The sequence below is a fragment of the Niabella sp. ZPM-14 genome (assembly GCF_055693045.2).
The window spans coordinates 978,941-995,812 of record NZ_CM181148.1 but is presented as its reverse complement, the minus strand read 5'-3'; the positions used below and the strand labels follow the sequence as shown (position 1 = coordinate 995,812).

General features: G+C 43.4%; 21 protein-coding genes. All 21 read left to right on the top strand.

Annotated features, from left to right (window positions below; all coding sequences use genetic code 11):
* Positions 1-10 precede the first annotated feature (10 nt).
* Entirely contained in the window at positions 11-754 is a 744-nt protein-coding gene (locus tag ACU37H_RS04210) for an SDR family oxidoreductase (RefSeq protein ID WP_472703107.1), read from the top strand.
* A 31-nt stretch (positions 755-785) separates the two neighbouring features.
* Positions 786-1,331: a hypothetical protein gene (locus tag ACU37H_RS04205; protein ID WP_472703106.1), complete on the top strand. Its 546-nt coding sequence runs from the start codon at positions 786-788 to the stop codon at positions 1,329-1,331.
* 26 nt (positions 1,332-1,357) lie between these two features.
* Positions 1,358-2,053, top strand: coding sequence for a class I SAM-dependent methyltransferase (locus tag ACU37H_RS04200; protein WP_472703105.1), 696 nt, complete (start codon positions 1,358-1,360; stop codon positions 2,051-2,053).
* Positions 2,054-2,090: 37 nt separating this feature from the next.
* A complete protein-coding gene (locus ACU37H_RS04195; RefSeq protein ID WP_472703104.1) occupies positions 2,091-2,645 on the top strand; it encodes a DUF1572 family protein in 555 nt (184 codons plus the stop codon).
* A gap of 14 nt (positions 2,646-2,659) precedes the next feature.
* On the top strand, positions 2,660-2,974 hold the full coding sequence (locus tag ACU37H_RS04190; protein WP_472703103.1) for a cupin domain-containing protein: 315 nt from the start codon (positions 2,660-2,662) through the stop codon (positions 2,972-2,974).
* Positions 2,975-3,003: 29 nt separating this feature from the next.
* Positions 3,004-4,215 carry a hypothetical protein gene (locus ACU37H_RS04185; RefSeq protein ID WP_472703102.1) on the top strand — a complete coding sequence of 404 codons (1,212 nt, stop codon included), beginning with the start codon at positions 3,004-3,006 and terminating at the stop codon, positions 4,213-4,215.
* Positions 4,216-4,256: 41 nt separating this feature from the next.
* Positions 4,257-4,730 carry a PaaI family thioesterase gene (locus ACU37H_RS04180; protein WP_472703101.1) on the top strand — a complete coding sequence of 158 codons (474 nt, stop codon included), beginning with the start codon at positions 4,257-4,259 and terminating at the stop codon, positions 4,728-4,730.
* Between the two features lie 83 nt (positions 4,731-4,813).
* Positions 4,814-5,356 (top strand): hypothetical protein, encoded by a 543-nt coding sequence (locus ACU37H_RS04175; RefSeq protein ID WP_472703100.1) that lies wholly within the window; start codon positions 4,814-4,816, stop codon positions 5,354-5,356.
* A 238-nt stretch (positions 5,357-5,594) separates the two neighbouring features.
* Positions 5,595-6,077, top strand: coding sequence for a hypothetical protein (locus tag ACU37H_RS04170; RefSeq protein ID WP_472703099.1), 483 nt, complete (start codon positions 5,595-5,597; stop codon positions 6,075-6,077).
* Between the two features lie 138 nt (positions 6,078-6,215).
* Positions 6,216-6,554: a DUF4134 domain-containing protein gene (locus ACU37H_RS04165; protein WP_472703098.1), complete on the top strand. Its 339-nt coding sequence runs from the start codon at positions 6,216-6,218 to the stop codon at positions 6,552-6,554.
* A gap of 56 nt (positions 6,555-6,610) precedes the next feature.
* Positions 6,611-6,931, top strand: coding sequence for a DUF4133 domain-containing protein (locus ACU37H_RS04160; protein WP_472703097.1), 321 nt, complete (start codon positions 6,611-6,613; stop codon positions 6,929-6,931).
* Between the two features lie 30 nt (positions 6,932-6,961).
* Entirely contained in the window at positions 6,962-9,430 is a 2,469-nt protein-coding gene (locus tag ACU37H_RS04155; protein ID WP_472703096.1) for a TraG family conjugative transposon ATPase, read from the top strand.
* A gap of 11 nt (positions 9,431-9,441) precedes the next feature.
* Positions 9,442-10,125 (top strand): conjugal transfer protein TraI, encoded by a 684-nt coding sequence (locus ACU37H_RS04150; RefSeq protein ID WP_472703095.1) that lies wholly within the window; start codon positions 9,442-9,444, stop codon positions 10,123-10,125.
* Between the two features lie 11 nt (positions 10,126-10,136).
* On the top strand, positions 10,137-10,793 hold the full coding sequence (locus tag ACU37H_RS04145; protein WP_472703094.1) for a hypothetical protein: 657 nt from the start codon (positions 10,137-10,139) through the stop codon (positions 10,791-10,793).
* A complete protein-coding gene (locus ACU37H_RS04140; protein WP_472703093.1) occupies positions 10,790-11,428 on the top strand; it encodes a TerB family tellurite resistance protein in 639 nt (212 codons plus the stop codon). The genes ACU37H_RS04145 and ACU37H_RS04140 overlap by 4 nt, the downstream gene beginning before the upstream one ends.
* A gap of 11 nt (positions 11,429-11,439) precedes the next feature.
* Positions 11,440-12,648 (top strand): conjugative transposon protein TraJ, encoded by a 1,209-nt coding sequence (gene traJ, locus ACU37H_RS04135; protein ID WP_472703092.1) that lies wholly within the window; start codon positions 11,440-11,442, stop codon positions 12,646-12,648.
* Between the two features lie 16 nt (positions 12,649-12,664).
* The gene (traK, locus tag ACU37H_RS04130; RefSeq protein ID WP_472703091.1) at positions 12,665-13,288 is read left to right on the top strand and encodes a conjugative transposon protein TraK; all 624 of its coding nucleotides are present in this window, start codon (positions 12,665-12,667) and stop codon (positions 13,286-13,288) included.
* An 11-nt stretch (positions 13,289-13,299) separates the two neighbouring features.
* Positions 13,300-13,785 carry a hypothetical protein gene (locus ACU37H_RS04125; RefSeq protein ID WP_472703090.1) on the top strand — a complete coding sequence of 162 codons (486 nt, stop codon included), beginning with the start codon at positions 13,300-13,302 and terminating at the stop codon, positions 13,783-13,785.
* 1 nt (position 13,786) lies between these two features.
* The gene (gene traM, locus ACU37H_RS04120) at positions 13,787-15,085 is read left to right on the top strand and encodes a conjugative transposon protein TraM (protein WP_472703089.1); all 1,299 of its coding nucleotides are present in this window, start codon (positions 13,787-13,789) and stop codon (positions 15,083-15,085) included.
* Positions 15,086-15,167: 82 nt separating this feature from the next.
* Positions 15,168-16,013, top strand: coding sequence for a conjugative transposon protein TraN (gene traN, locus ACU37H_RS04115; RefSeq protein WP_472703088.1), 846 nt, complete (start codon positions 15,168-15,170; stop codon positions 16,011-16,013).
* Between the two features lie 42 nt (positions 16,014-16,055).
* Complete coding sequence (locus ACU37H_RS04110) at positions 16,056-16,862, top strand: hypothetical protein (RefSeq protein WP_472703087.1); 807 nt, start codon at positions 16,056-16,058, stop codon at positions 16,860-16,862.
* The last annotated feature ends 10 nt before the right edge of the window (positions 16,863-16,872 follow it).

Here is a 16,872-nt window from a genome sequence, read left to right as displayed (position 1 = left end):
AGTAATCGCAATGAAAACAATGATCATAACAGGCGCAAGCCGGGGAATAGGTGCCGCCACAGCAGTGCTCGCCGCCCAACACGGCTTTGCAGTGGTAGTCAACTATCATAAAAATAAAATTGCTGCCGAAAAAGTTGTGGCAGATATTATTGCAGCTGGCGGTAAAGCAGTAGCCATACAGGCGGATATTTCAAAAGAGCCTGAAATTTTAAGGCTTTTTGCGGAGACAGACAGGCTTTTTGGAAATCTGCACTCGCTGGTTAATAACGCGGGTATATTGGAAAAGCAAATGCGTTTGGAAGAAATAGATACATCACGCCTGAACCGCATTTTTTCTGCGAATATTACCGGTCAGCTCATTTGTGCAAGGGAAGCCATCAAACGAATGTCTTTAAAAAATGGAGGTGAGGGAGGTACAATTGTCAATGTCTCGTCCATTGCGGCAAGAACCGGAGCGCCGAATGAATATATAGATTACGCAGTGTCTAAGGGTGCCATAGATACATTTACCATAGGATTAGCAAAAGAGGTAGCGGATGAAGGTATCAGGGTGAACGGCGTTCGACCTGCTTTCATTTATACGGATATTCATGCAGATGGTGGTGAACCTGGCCGTGTAGATCGGATAAAGGAAAACATTCCAATGAAAAGAGGTGGTACTGCAACAGAAGTTGCGGAAGCGATCATGTGGCTGGCCTCTGACAAATCATCCTATTCAACTGGAATTTTCATCGATGTGACAGGTGGACGTTAACTTTTGCGAATCACAGAAAAGTCTAAAAATTATGGAAAATAAACTCGTAAACATTCCCAAGCCGTTGTGGAAGTTGCATGGTAAGCAAACTTACAAACAGGATCTAATAATAACTTACCTTATTGCTGCTATAGTAATGTTGGTGAATTTGAAAACAGGAAGTGATCTGGCATTATGGAAAGTGATAATCATGGCTATTCTTTCAATAGATATTGGTGGCGGAGTCGTAAGCAATTTCACAAGAGGCACCATTAATTATTATCGAGAGGCGGAACATTCCCCATATCTTTTTGTATGGCTTCATCTTTTACAAACACTTGCATTAGCTATTATTTATGACGGGTTTTATTTTCCAATTTTGCTAACCCTGGTAACAGCTATGGCTGGCGCAAGTGTGGCAATAGCATTGCATAAAACAGTTTTGCAACGGCAAATCTCCGTATTTTTCTTTGCGTTAGTGGTCTTACTGTTAGGCTTCTTTCCAGAAATCCCCATCCCCGCCAGAACATTAATATTGTTGATGTCATTCAAATTATTAGTGGGATTTTCAGGTCATTACGGCAAACCGATTGAGTAATTAATACACACAATAATATCATATAAATGAACTGGTTATATAACGAATTTCAACAAACAGGTAAAGACTATTCTCTCGAAGAAGAGGTAAAAGTCTACGACGAGACGCACTCCCGCTTCAGGGACATTCAGAAGGAAAGTACTGACTTACTTGAACTATTGAAGGTAACAAATAGCGATGTATTGGTAGACTTTGGTTCCGGATCTGGTGTATTTGCCATTGAAGCTGCTAAAATTTGTAATAAAGTATATGCGGTAGATATATCTGAGAATATGCTCAGCCTTGCCCGCAATAAGGCAGCACTTCACAATGTCGAAAATATTGAATTTGTTCATTCGGGCTTTTTGAATTTTGACTTGCCGCCCCAATCTGCCGATTATATTACATCAACTTTTTCATTCCATCATCTGCCTGATTTCTGGAAGAAAGTGGCTTTGGGAAAGATGTACGGCTTATTAAAAGACCAAGGTGTCTTATACATCAGGGACGTTATTATCGAAGACAGCAGCCCCTTTGAAAACATAGATTGTTTTATTGCAGAACAAGAGAAATTAGGAGGCACATTTCTGAAAGAAGATGCAGAGCAACATTTTCGTGAAGAGTATTCCACTTTTGATTGGGTAATGGATTCACTTCTGGAAAGGTCAGGATTTATAATCCAGTCGAAAACAATAGAAAAAGGATTAATAGTCTCTTATTTGTGCATCAAGTCAATTAAATGAGAAGATTCTACTGCGTTAAAATAATTATTTTAAAGATATGGAAACAAGTTATATCAATAGTGTCGTCAAGCAATTTCAGTATTACAGGATGCTTGCGGAAAAAGCTATGGAACAGCTGGATGATGACAGCCTGTTTTGGCAATACAACGATGAAAGCAACAGTATCGCAATCATCGTTAACCACATTTCGGGAAATATGCAATCCCGCTTCACGGATTTTCTAACATCAGACGGAGAAAAAACCTGGAGAAACAGAGATGCCGAATTTGAAAATGAATTTCACGACAGATCATCGCTGCTCGCTCATTGGGAAAAGGGATGGGAATGCCTGTTTAACACGTTAAGCAATTTGCGTATGGAGGATTTGGAAAGCATTGTTTACATCCGTAATGACGGACATACCGTTGTGGAAGCTATTAACCGACAGCTTGCACATTACCCTTATCATATCGGACAGATCATTTATATCGCCAAGATGGCTACTGATGAGAAATGGAAAAGCCTTTCTATCCCGCGAAACAGATCTAACGATTATAACAACAGGAAATTTAATCAGGAGAAAGTCAGACGGCATTTTACTGACGATTTATAACGAACAGGCTGAATATGGATTTTTTGAATAAAATCGGGCAACGGGAGGCAATACAATTACTGGAACAATCAGGCAAAGAGTTCATATCTCTTTTTCAGGAGGGGCAGTTAACTGTAGAAATATACAAGCCGCATATAACCGACAAACAGATGCCGCATGATCGGGATGAATTTTATCTCGTCATTTCAGGAGAAGGTAAATTTAACCTGCTTGAACAGGTAACATCTTTTAAGCCGGGAGATTTCCTGTATGTCCCAGCCCATGCAGCGCATAGATTTAGTGAGTTTACAGATGATTTTGTGACATGGGTCTTTTTTATCAGTAAATGACATAAGGTGAGAACGACAAAAGAAATCAGATGGTTGAGCAGCAACACTATTTACTTGAATGGATTGATATGCTTATATCTGTTACGCTTGTTCCGAAAATAAATGAGCTTGGTACAGTACAGCCTGAAGAGTGTAAGCATATCCACAATCAACTGGAATTAGAAAGAAAAACGTTCATGAGAAACATCATGAGCCATGTATTTTCATGTAATGATGCTGACCATATCAAGGCATTAATTTGCCAGTATCATGATACACTGATCGTTCTCCTGGATCAGACGCTTACTCATCAGAAACGGGTTCCGGTTTCAAAATCTACAGTAAATGATCTTTTTAATCACCTGATATCGCTGCTGGAAGAATTGCTTTCTTTCGTAGAGGATAGGTTTTCCAATTACCTGACCTTATCCGAAAGAGCTCCGGCCACTTACGCAATAGTTGCTGGCAAAGAATTGGACACCCGTATAAAAAAACTAACACAACAATTGGCAGGTCAGGCAAAATCAGCCTCCCTCATGATTGTACTCAAGAGAATTAATCACTTCTCAACCAGAATGTGCAGAGAAAGAGACGTAACTTTTAAAGACGTATTATATCAGAAAGAACTTTTAAAGGGCCTGGAAGAAATAGTTTCACAGGAAATATCTACAGAAATATTTTCACAGCTTGACAAGCTTCTTGTCTATCTCAATTTTAACAGCAAAGCATATATAAATGAGCTTACAGGGCAACTGGCCAGGCAAATAAATAACAGCAACACTATACCTGAGAAGATGGATAAGCTACTGTTTTATTTCAAAGCCTTCAATCAATTACATAAAAAGCCGGACGTTATTCTTAATCCTAATTACCATGCCCTTAACGCAATCATAGAAAACTGGTTTTCGCAGGAATTGCTTTACCTGGAAAAGAAATTACACCTTTCCGTCATCCCCTTACAGGGAAATATGGAAACACCAAAGAATGAAGAGCTTCCAGCCGAGCAGATTCAAAGAGTGCTATGCATTATGTCTTCAGATCAGATCGGGCTCATATTGAGGGCTGCCGACGAGTTGAGAATACTTGTTGCAAAATCTATGAGCGAAGTATTTCGAACAATTGTTCCACATCTTTCTACACCTTATAAAGATAGCCTATCGTATGATGGCATGCGCAGCAAGTCTTATGTAGCGGAGGAAAGAGACAAACAGATCGCTATAGAAACGCTTGAACGTATCATCAAAAAAATAAAAGAGTACTAATACCCTTATAATAAAACTAGGGAAATCAATCTTAATAGATTATGGAAAAACTTTCGATTCTTGAATTCCTAACACACATGGTTAACGGAACACTTACTCCGGAAATGTCCACTTATATGCAGTATCCAACACCCATTTCCACTACGCTTGGAATTAAACTCAGCGAAATAGGTCTCGGGACTGCTACTGTAGAAATTAATACGTCAAAAGAGCTGCACAGCAACCAGCAGGGAACCGTGCACGGTGGCCTGATATGCGAACTTGCTGATGCGGCAATTGGCACTGCTCACTCGACTGTAATATCTGAGGGCGAATCTTTTACAACGATAGAGCTCAAGATCAATTTCTATCGCCCGGTTTTTAAATCTGTTCTTCTGGCTAAAGCAAAACCATTACAAAGTGGCAGAACTATAAGCCATTATATCTGCGAAATAATACGGGATGATGGTAAAGTGGCCGCTCTTGTGACAAGCACTGTAATGACCTTAAGAGGCGAAAAGGCTGTTGGTAGATAAGATGTTGACCAGCCTATCACCCAAAGAAATGAATTAGCAGATAGCTATCGAAACTGAAAAAAAATCACTAAAAATCAAGCACTATGAAACATGTCACTATGAATCGGCAGCTAGGTTTACTTTTAACAGTCTTACTATTTACGGGATGTAGCAATAACCCGAAATTAGAGAAGGACAAAGCGATGAAACTTATCGCTAATCAACTCAATTATCCTAAAGTGATTGACTATGAAATCTATTGTAGCGACCCGGCGCACGCGAAAAAGTTACTCGATGAAGGACTAGAAGCAAATGGTTTGGTTACCATACAAAAGACACAGAAATTAAAAGATATGGGCAACCCATTAATCGAATTTACTGACAAAGCAAAGCCTTACTTCCTCCTAACTCCAAATAAGGATAAAAAGCTCGATATTCAAAAAGTAAAAATCGCAGATGAGGTTATTACTGATGTAACAATTCTTGCTAACAAAGGCCAAAACACAATGGTTGAATATACTACTGGATATAAAAACATCACACCTTTTGCGGCCTTATTAAACACAGATTTTAACAAACCGAAAAAGCATACCGTTCATTTTACATCGTCTGATAATGGATGGATGTTACAGCAATCTCTCCGGTAATTACCAAACAACCTAATATTTCCCAGCCTCCTCTTTGGAGGCTTTTTTATTTTTTATAAAATAAAATCGTTGAAACCTGAGAAATGCAAGGGGTTCCAGCGGTTCCAAAAAGGTTCCAACAAAAAGTTGGACTTGTAACGCCTTCTCAGTCATTGTTCCTTTGCTATCGAAACCTGAAGTAAACAACCCGACTTTAACGCCGGATTGAATTTGTGAAAATGATAAAAATGAGAAGCGTATGTTTACAAACATTTCATGGTCAGACTACATTATTGCGGTCGCCATACTACTGACAATCTATTATCTTTTTGTGGGCTTGCGGTATTATTCCGCCGACCTTAAAGACCTACTCTCCGGGAAACGGAAGCTAAAATTCAGGGCAGCCATGCCTTCGGATACCGGTGAGGAAAACACCTATCCTGCTGAAGAAAATTACCAGAACGAAGCTGCTGCTTTTGAGACGACAACGGATGATGACTTTGCCGAAGTGGAACATCTAATCGAACGCCTGAAAAATGTGATTGCCGATGCTTCGCAGAAAAAACTTATTCCGCAGGAATTCAAACAATACCTGCATCTGGTACTAGAAGAATACCCATCCGTAAAAAACTCACCGCTCCGCTCATCAGTGAATGAACTGATTGTATCGGAGTGTGAAAAACATGGCGCTGTTACTCTTAGCGAAGAAGAGGTGGATATGTTGTGGAAGGATGCGATGTAACAGCCCAGGCGGAGTGTGCTTCCCTATACGTCCCGGTGCGGTATGGCATTGTGAGCAGGATTAACGGGCATGAGATGGCGAAGCCGCTCCGCTTCTTTTATTACTTTAATTGATTTCAAACTTAAATAAACGTGTGTTATGGAAATGTGCAGCAGGAAAACGAAAAAGTTTAACCGAAAAAAGTTTATTACACTCTGTGCCGTAGTGGCACTCACCGCGATCCACTATGGGGCGTTCGCCCAGGACGGTATAGCCGGTATCAACGAAGCCAATCAGAAAGTACGCAGTTATTTCTCAGCGGGTACTCAGTTAATGTACGCCGTAGGTGCTTTGCTGGGCCTGATCGGGGCGGTCAAAGTTTACCAGAAATGGAATGCCGGTGACCAGGACACTGGCAAGGTAGCTGCCGCTTGGTTTGGCAGCTGCGTTTTTTTGGTGGTAGTGGCCACCGTTATCCAATCCTTCTTCGGGGTGTAATCATATTAGCAAGGGTTGAAGTTATTGCTTCAACCTTTCTTTTTAAAGCAAATATTATGGCAAACAGTGTCTACCAGATCAATAAAGGAATTAACCAGAGCATAGAGTTCAAAGGATTGAAAGCACAGTACATCTGGTATCTCGGTGGCGGGGTCATCGCCCTGCTGATCATCTTCGCTGCCATGTACATTATCGGGTTGCCCTCATTTTTATGTATCGGCATTATCCTGATCGCAGGAACGATACTGGTCATCCGCATTTATGGCATGAGCAACAAATATGGGGAATATGGACTGATGAAAGCCCTTGCCCGGATGCAGGTGCCCAAAGTGCTCAAATCAAGAAGCAGGAAAGTGTTTCTGAAAAAAGAGAAATAAGATTAATGAAAAAGGTAAAAAATGTGAGTGATGGAAAAAGTGTTGGATGAAATTTTACCAATCATGGATGTGGAACACGACTGCATCCTGAGCAAACAGGGAGACGTAACTATTGTCTTTAAAGCGGAACTGCCGGAGATATTTACGCTCTCCGACCAGGAATACGAAGCCTTTCACCAGGCGTGGGTAAAAGCCCTCAAGTTGTTGCCCAAATTCAGTGTCTTTCATAAGCAGGACTGGTTCTTAGACAGTACCTACAAGCCCGACTTTACAAAAGAGGACACCAGTTTTCTTAGCCGGAGCAGTGAGCGGTTCTTTAATGAACGCCCCTTCCTGGCGCATAGCTGTTATATCATGCTGACCAAAAAACCGGCGGGAAGGAAAACGGCCAGTTCCATATTTTCCAGCCTGCTGCGAAGGTCTATAGTGCCGGAAGAGGCCCTGAAGCCCGGCATCTTACAGGACTTTCTTGATAGTGCCGGCCAGTTCAAACGCATACTGGAAGACAGCGGATTTATAACGCTCACAAGGCTAAAAGAAAATGACTTGCGCAGCCATGCCCGCAAGCTGGGATTGATCGAAAGGTATTGCTATCTGTCTGAGCGGAACGACAGCTTCCTGATGAATGACATCAGGTTCGACGAAGGATTACAGGTGGGCGACCGCCATTGCCAGCTTTATACGCTGGGCGATGCGGCAGATCTTCCGGCCTTATGCGGTAGCCGTATCAATTACGACCGTTATTCCACTGATAAAACAAAGTTCAGTGTGGGGTTTGCATCGACACTCGGACAGCTTTTGTCCTGTAATCATATCTACAACCAGTACATCTTTATTGAAGATGCGCAGAAGACTATCCAGAAACTGGAGACTAAAAGGTTACGATTGCAATCATTATCTGCATACAGCCGTGAAAACATGATTGCCAGGGACGCAACCAATGACTTCCTGAATGAAGCCATTAGCCAGCAACGCCTTCCGGTCAAGGCGCATTTTAATGTCCTGGTGTGGACAGATGATAAGGAAGAACTGAAGGATCTGAAAAACATGGTATCCTCTGCACTGGCGCAAATGGATGCCGTTGCCAAACAGGAAACCGTTGGTGCCCCTCAGGTCTTCTGGGCAGGCATTCCCGGCAATGCCGCCGACTTCCCGATGAACGATACATTTGATACGTTCGCAGAGCAGGCAACCTGCTTCCTCAATCTGGAAACAGGATACCGCTCTTCGCTAAGTCCGGTAGGCATCCGTATGGGCGACCGCCTGACCGGAAAGCCGGTGCATGTGGATATCAGTGATGAGCCTATGAAAATGGGCATCTGCACCAACAGGAACAAGTTTATACTTGGTCCTTCTGGTAGCGGCAAATCCTTTTTTACCAATCACATGGTGCGCAGCTATTATGAGCAGGGCACCCACATCGTACTGGTGGATGTCGGGCATAGTTACAAAGGGTTATGTGATATGGTGAAAGGTTATTACTTCACTTACAGCGAAGAAAATCCTATTCGTTTCAATCCTTTCTTCATCGGCGAAGGCGATAGTCTGGACACCGAAAAGAAAGAGAGCATCAAAACGTTGCTGTTAGCACTCTGGAAAAAAGATGACGAAGCTTTCAGGCGCAGCGAATATGTTGCCTTATCCAATTCCATTAGTGGGTATTATACCCATCTGGAAAAACACCCTGATATTTTCCCGTGCTTCAATAGCTTTTATTCGTTCCTGCGTGATGAATATATACAAGTCCTTGAAGGCGACCGGGTGAAGGAAAAGGATTTCGACGTTGATAATTTCCTTTACGTGCTGCGCCCATATTATAAAGGCGGTGAATTTGACTACCTGCTCAATGCTACCGAAAACCTGAACCTCTTGCAAGAAAGATTCATTGTTTTTGAACTGGACAACATAAAAGACCACCCAATTTTATTTCCGGTAGTGACCATTATCATCATGGAGGTTTTCATTAACAAAATGCGGAAAATGAAAGGGCTTCGTAAAATGATACTCATTGAAGAGGCATGGAAGGCACTGATGAAAGAAGGCTTTGCGGAATACATCAAATACCTGTTCAAGACCGTACGAAAATTCTTCGGTGAGGCTATAGTAGTTACGCAGGAGGTAGATGATATTATTTCCTCTCCGGTAGTAAAGCAGGCAATCATCAATAACAGTGACTGCAAGATACTCTTAGACCAAAGCAAGTACCAGAACAAGTTTGACCAGATACAGGAACTATTGGGACTTACCGAAAAGGAAAAAGCATTAGTACTCTCTGTAAATAAATCCAACGATCCCACCAGAAAATATAAAGAGGTATTCATCAGCCTGGGCGGTATGCTGAGCAAAGTGTACCGCACGGAAGTAAGCCCTGAAGAATACCTGGCATACACCACAGAGCAAACCGAAAAGGTGAAGCTGATGGAGTACGCCGCAAAGTTTGGCGGTGATATACAGAAAGGCATTACCGCAATGGCGGAAGATATAAGAAGTAAAACTTAAAACACGGAATTATGAAAAAGTATGTAAGAATCATGCTGCTTGCCTTTTGCATTTCCTTTACGGTTATACCGGCACAGCGGGCACAGGCGCAGATCCCGATACTGGAGATCATCAAAGCGGGTGTAAAGAAAGTCATTATAGCTATTGACCTGAAAATCCAGCGGCTACAGAACAAAACCATCTGGCTGCAAAATGCGCAGAAGACATTGGAAAATACGCTCTCCAAATTGAAACTGGATGAGATAGCCGACTGGACGGAAAAGCAGAAAGAGCAGTACCGGAAATACTATGAGGAACTGGCGAAAGTAAAAGCGATCATTTCTTATTACCAGCGTATCAGGGACATTACCCAGAAGCAGGTAAGGCTGGTGAATGAATATAACCGTTCATGGCAGCTCCTGCGCCAGGACAGTCATTTTTCATCGGATGAGATGGACTACATGGCAAAAGTCTATTCGGGTATCCTTGAAGAAAGCCTGAAAAATATTGACCAGATCTCGCTTATCGTACGATCATTCTCGACACAGATGAGTGATGCCAAAAGGCTTGAACTGATTAATAATGCAGCCGACGAGGTAGACACGAATTATGATGACCTGACACGCTTTAACCGCCAGAATATGCTATTGAGCCTGCAACGGGCTAAGACAAAGCATGAGGTGGATATGGTAAAAAAACTTTACGGACTTCCTTAATTAAAACGGTTATGAAAAAGACACTCTTGATGCTGCTGCTGTTTCTATCGGCTGCAGGCAGCGTTCAGGCACAGACCTTTTCCGAATGGTTCCGTCAGAAAAAGACACAGAAGAAATACCTCTTACAGCAGATCGCCGCCCTACAGATATATATCGAATACGCTCAAAAAGGATATAAGATAGCCAAAGAAGGGCTTACCACCATCGGAGGTTTTACTAAAGGGGAATTCAACCTGCACGGTGATTATTTCAACTCACTGAAAATGGTAAACCCTGAAATAAGGCAGTATGCAAAAGTAGCGGACATCATTGCTATGCAGCTAATGATCTTGCAGGACTACAATCGCAGTTACGGCCAGATCACCCGCAGTAATGCTTTCAACGCTGATGAACTGGATTATATCCGCAGGGTTTTTAGCAGGCTGTTAGATGACAGCGAAGAAACCCTCGATGAACTTATAGCGGTCACGACCAACGACAAGATGGAAATGAAGGACGATGAGCGCATGGCCAGGATTGATAAGCTTTATCTCGACATGCAGGATAAATACACTTTCTCGCAGAGTTTTAGTAACGATGCTAAAACGCTTGCGGTAGCGAGGGCTAAGGAAAATACAGACGTACAAACCAGCCGTGCATTGCAGGGCATTAAAAACGAACAGCCATGAAAAAAATACTGAAAATAATATGCTTTGCCTTACTGGGCTTGCTGCCCTCTTATAAAGCATCGGCACAGGCGGATGAAATTGCACAACTGCTATTGAACGTGGAGAAATTGGCGCAGTTCAAACAGATCCTCAGTGATATGAAAAAAGGCTACCAGATATTGGAGGGCGGCTATAATACCATAAAAGATATCTCAGAAGGGAATTTCAGCCTGCACAAAGCCTTTCTTGACGGGCTGATGCAGGTCAGCCCGACCGTGCGCAATTACAAACGCGTGGCCGACATCATCAACTACCAGGTCATACTGGTCAGGGAATACCGGAACGCTTATGATAAGTTCAGGCGTGACAACAATTTCAATGAACAGGAACTAGCGTACCTCGGACGTGTATATAACAACCTATTCAAAGAAAGCCTGCGCAACCTCGACGAACTCACTGGCGTGATCACTGCCGGAAAAATGCGCATGAGCGACGATGAGCGCTTACAGGCGATTGACCGCATTTATTCGGATATGCAGGACAAGTTGCAATTCCTCAGGCATTTTAATAATAACACCACGGTGCTTGCGGTCCAACGGGCGAAAGAGAAAAACGATGCGGAGACCATCCGCAAAGTCTACGGATTAAACAATTAAAATAAAATGTTATGGCAAAGTGTAGAAAGGCCACCTGGATGGTGGCAGTGGGATTGATATTGCCTTTTATGAGCCATGCCCAGGGAATGGCAGATGAGATGAAGGGGCTTCATGGTGTACTTGATCAGCTATATGAGGAGATGATGCCGCTGTGCAGCCAGCTGATCGGCGTAGGTCAGGGAATAGCAGGCTTTGCGGCTATCTGGTATATCGCCTCCCGTATTTGGCGGCATATCGCCAATGCGGAGCCAATCGACTTTTATCCGCTCTTCCGCCCGTTTGTCATCGGCTTCTGCGTGATGATATTTCCCTCTGTACTCGGGCTGATCAACGGCGTGATGAAACCCACCGTTACCGCAACGGCAGCGATGGTAGAAGGTTCTGACAAAGCAATTGCCCTGCTTTTGGAAAAGAAAGAGGAAGCAATTAAAAAAACGGATGCCTGGCAAATGTACGTGGGTGAAAGCGGTAGTGGAGACCGTGACCGTTGGTATAAGTACACCCATGACAATGCTGATCCTTCAGACGAGGGAATGTTTGAAGGGATAGGCAATGACATCAAGTTTGCCATGTCAAAAGCATCCTACAACTTCCGTAACTCGATCAAGGAATGGATGAGCGAAGTACTGAGGGTTTTGTTTGAAGCAGCGGCATTGTGTATTGATACCTTGCGAACCTTCCAGTTAATCGTGCTGGCGATATTGGGGCCGCTGGTTTTCGGCCTAGCCGTTTTCGATGGCTTCCAGCATACGCTCACGGTCTGGATAGCCCGATATATCAACATCTTCTTATGGCTCCCCGTTGCCAACATCTTCGGCAGCATCATCAGCAAGATACAGGAGAAAATGCTGGAGCTGGATATTTCTCAGGTGAACGATTATGGCGATACTTTTTTCAGCCGCACGGATATGGCCTACCTGGTCTTTATGATCATCGGTATTATCGGCTACTTCACCGTTCCTTCCGTGGCTAATTACATAGTTCATGCAGGTGGCGGCGGTGCATTGGGTCAAAAAGTAACCAGCCTGTTCAGCAGTTCTTCCAGTACCATAATCAATACGGCATCTTCAGGCGCAGGAATGGCTGTAGATGCAATGGGTAATGCCGCAAGCCGTATGTCCCAAAGCATGTCCAGCAGCGGTACATCATCACCATACTTCAATGACAATAAAGGATCGTCCTCAGACTACATGGGCGATAAGTTAAAAGGCAATTCATAATCAAAAAGGAGGCATCATGTTCAGTAAAATGAAAAATATAGACACCGCATTCAGGCATGTACGAAGCTTTACCATGCTGATTATAGCATGTTGCGTGCTGATCTGCGGCTTTGCGCTGTACAAAAGCTTCAGCCTGGTTTCAGAGATGCAGGGCAAGATCTACATACTGGCAAACGGCAAGGCACTGGAAGCTTATTCTTCGGAGAGACGGGACAATATTCCTGTTGAAGCAAGGGATCATGTAAAGACTTTCCATGTGCTGTTCTTTACGCTTGACCCTGATGATAAGGCCATACAGGTAAACGTTACCAAAGCACTTTATCTCGCTGATGGCAGTGCCAAACGGATTTATGACGACCTGAAGGAGAACGGCTATTACTCAGGATTGATATCCGGTAATGTCAACCAGACTATAATGGTGGATAGCGTAGCCATTGATATCAATCAATATCCCTACCGGTTCCGCTGCTATGCTACCCAAAGCATTACCCGTCCTACGAGCATTACCACACGAAGCCTTGTTACCGAGGGCGCATTGCGCAATGTATCACGAAGCGACAACAACCCTCATGGTTTCTTGATCGAGCGGTGGAACACCATTGAGAACAGGGATCTGAAAACAGCGAACAGGAACCAATAAAATTGAGCGCTATGAATTTTTTATTTAAAAGAAAGAAGAAACAAGAACCTCAGCCTGCGGTGAACAGCATTACTAAAGGCGCAGCTTCTATTTATCTCCGCCTGCAAACCCGCTGGGCAAAGTGGATGGAAAAACGCACTGAAAGTTTTTCAAGGGGTAACTGGACGTTGTTGCTGATCCTGTTTGTAATGCTTACAGGTGGGTATAGTACCTATCTGCTGGTCAGCAGCTTTACCTCAAAAGCAGGAAAAGCATTTACAATCACGCCTATAAGAAAACCGGGGCACCTCACTGAAACGGGAGATGCAAAAGCAGATGCCCTGCCGGTATCAGAAACGGAATACAGGCGCATCCACAATTTCAAAATGTATATGGACAGCCTCGCAAGAAGCCCTTCGGGCAAAGCCACCTATGACAGCATTACGTATCGCCGTCCCGGCTTGATGGACAGCGTGCGGTATATCGACAATTATTATCAACAACTTAAAAATAAATAAGATGGAAAAGCAAGTAAAAACACCCAAGATGATCAGGCAGCGCAGGTTTATGCTGGTACTGCCTTTACTCGCCCTGCCTTTTATGACCCTAATGTTTTGGTCACTGGGCGGCGGCAAAGTGGATAAGGCTGAAGCCCAATCAGCAAAACAGGCAGGCTTTAATATCAAGCTTCCGGATGCCAACCTGAAGGATGAAAAGCCAATGGACAAAATGAGCTACTATGACCAGGCAAAACTCGATTCGCTGAAGTTTCAGGAACTGGTAAAAAATGATCCCAATTACAGGAATATGGACTTGTCTGATTCTTCCGGGATAGCTTATCAGGACAAAGATACATTCCCCAATACGCCCGCCAAAAGAGGACTGAATACATCACTATATGGCGGTGGCCCCAATGATCCCAACGCAGAAAAAATCTATCGCAAACTGGCTGAACTCGACCGGGAGATGAAAAAACCTACTGACATCACTAATGAAACTGCGGCTTATCCTGCAAGTAATCCTGCTGGTAAAGGAAATACTCCGGTAAATACGGGTGAGGTAAACCGGTTGGAACAAATGATGCAGGCCATGAGCCAGTCTGACGGTGAAGATCCTGAAATGCAGCAGCTAAATGGTATGCTGGAAAAGATATTGGACATTCAGCATCCCGACCGTGTACAGGAAAAGCTGAAGCAAACTTCTGAATCCAAACGTGGGCAGGTATTCGCTGTTTCCGGCAAAGGAAAAGAAGACAGGATTTCTTTATTGCAAACCAATACGGAAACTACGACCACTAATGGCTTTTATTCCCTGAACGATAATATGGTTACTGATGAAAATCAGAATGCCATACAGGCGGTCATCCATGAAACCCAGACTATCGTAAACGGCTCTACAGTTAAGCTACGGTTGGTGAATGATGTTTTTATCAATAGCATCCATATACCAAAAGATAATTTCCTTTTTGGTACTGCATCTCTCAATGGCGAAAGGCTGGGCATTAAAATAAACAGCATCCGCTATAACAACTCCTTGTTTCCGGTGGAACTGTCCGTGTATGATATGGATGGGCTGGACGGGATTTATATTCCGGGAGCTATCACCAGGGATGTGGCAAAACAATCTGCTGACCGCTCCATGCAGACTATCGGCATGACCTCTCTTGATCCATCATGGGGTGCACAGGCGGCAAGTGCCGGAATAGAAGCGGCCAAGACCCTGTTCAGCAAAAAAGTGAAGCTCATCAAAGTAACCGTGAAGGCTGGTTACCAGGTGTTGTTGCGTGATGAGAAGCAAAAGCAGAACCAATCCAACTAAATAATTTAATAACTATAAAAGTCAATAAGATGAAACCGCCGAAGGCAGCTTCATTTCCTTTAAAACTTAAAAATTAAATACAATGAAAACGATCAGTGCAGTAATGATAATGGGACTTTTCCTGTTTCTTGCAATATTCAGCGCTAATGCGCAGCAGCCAGCCGGTGTTCAGGTGAAAACCATTGAACCGTATAAACTGGATATCGGATACTCCAAAACGACGAATATTATTTTCCCGCATGCCATTATCAGCGTAGACAGGGGAAGTAAGGACGTTCTTGCCCAAAAAGCCAAAGGGGTTGAAAATATCCTTCAGGTAAAGGCCGCAAGGGATAGCTTTCCTGAATCCAACCTGACTGTGGTTACGGCAGACGGCAGGCTGAATTCCTTTATAGTCAACTATGCCCAACAGCCAGCTGTGCTTAACCTTTCACTGGTTGGCGCAAAGGCTAATACCATTTTTCTTTCAACGGAAAACGTTAACCAGGCGGAGATACAATCCTATGCACAGGCGGCAGCCGCTTCCAAAAAGAAAGTAAGGGGCATTAAGGATAAAGACTATGGAATTCGTTTCCAGATGAGCGGACTGTTCATTCAGAACGATGTACTGTACCTGCGCATCACGATCAAAAATCAGTCGAACATCAACTATGATATTGACCAGTTGCGCTTTTTTATCCGTGACCAAAAAAAGGCAAATCGCACCGCCACGCAGGAAATCGAGATTACACCTGTATATGTGCAGAATAATGCCGATAAGGTCGATGGCAATTCGCAGCACACGATGGTATTCGCATTGCCGAAGTTTACCATTCCTGACAAAAAGTACCTCGCGATACAGCTTATGGAAAAAAATGGCGGCAGGCATCTGGAACTGCACGTGAAGAACAAAACCATTGTGAAAGCAACCGTTCTCCCTGCGCTTTAACTGATGCAGGAAGGGCTTTTTATGAACTTAAAATCATTTGTTATGAACCAGAAGAATTTAGAATACCTGAGCGATCAGGTAAAATATACAGGTTTTGGCGAAGGGCTGGAAAACGACCTGAAGAAAAAGATTGAACAGGGGCAGCCGGAGTTCAAACTGCAACATCAGGCACAATTTGGAAACGATAAGGTGGATGCCACGCTGAATTTCAGCAAGTCGAAACAAAGCGATATGTATTTCTTCAACTCCTATCAGGTCAGCCTGCAAAAGGAAAACAGCGCAGAGAAAATGCAGCAGACCTTTTACATCAACAAAGGCAGCAATATCACTTTGAAAGAAGCTTATAACCTCATGGAGGGCAGGGCGGTGAATAAAGACCTGACCAATAAGGAAGGTCAGCTTTACAACGCATGGTTACAGGCCGACTTTAAGCAAAGCGATGATAATGGCAACTTTAAGCTGAAGCACTACCATGAAAATTATGGCTATGACCTGGAAGCAGTCTTAGGTAAACATCCGATCAAAGAGTTGGGCAATGATGACTTTAAGGCAAACCTGATAGATTCCCTCAAAAAGGGCAACCTCCAGTCTGCTACGTTTCAAAACGGCAGCACTGAACAAAAGCAGTACATCGAAGCCAATCCTCAATTTAAGACGATCAATATTTATGACAGCGGCATGCAGAGGCTGGACAACCGACAGTCGAAATCAGAAAAACAGGCTGAAGGCGAAAGCCATTCGGTTAAACAGGAAGGTAAAAAAGAAAGGCAGGGAGTTGCTGAAGATGATGGCCCTGAGATACCGAAGGCTGCGAACAAAAAAAAGAAAAGGCAAACGCCATCGGTATAACCACGCTGAC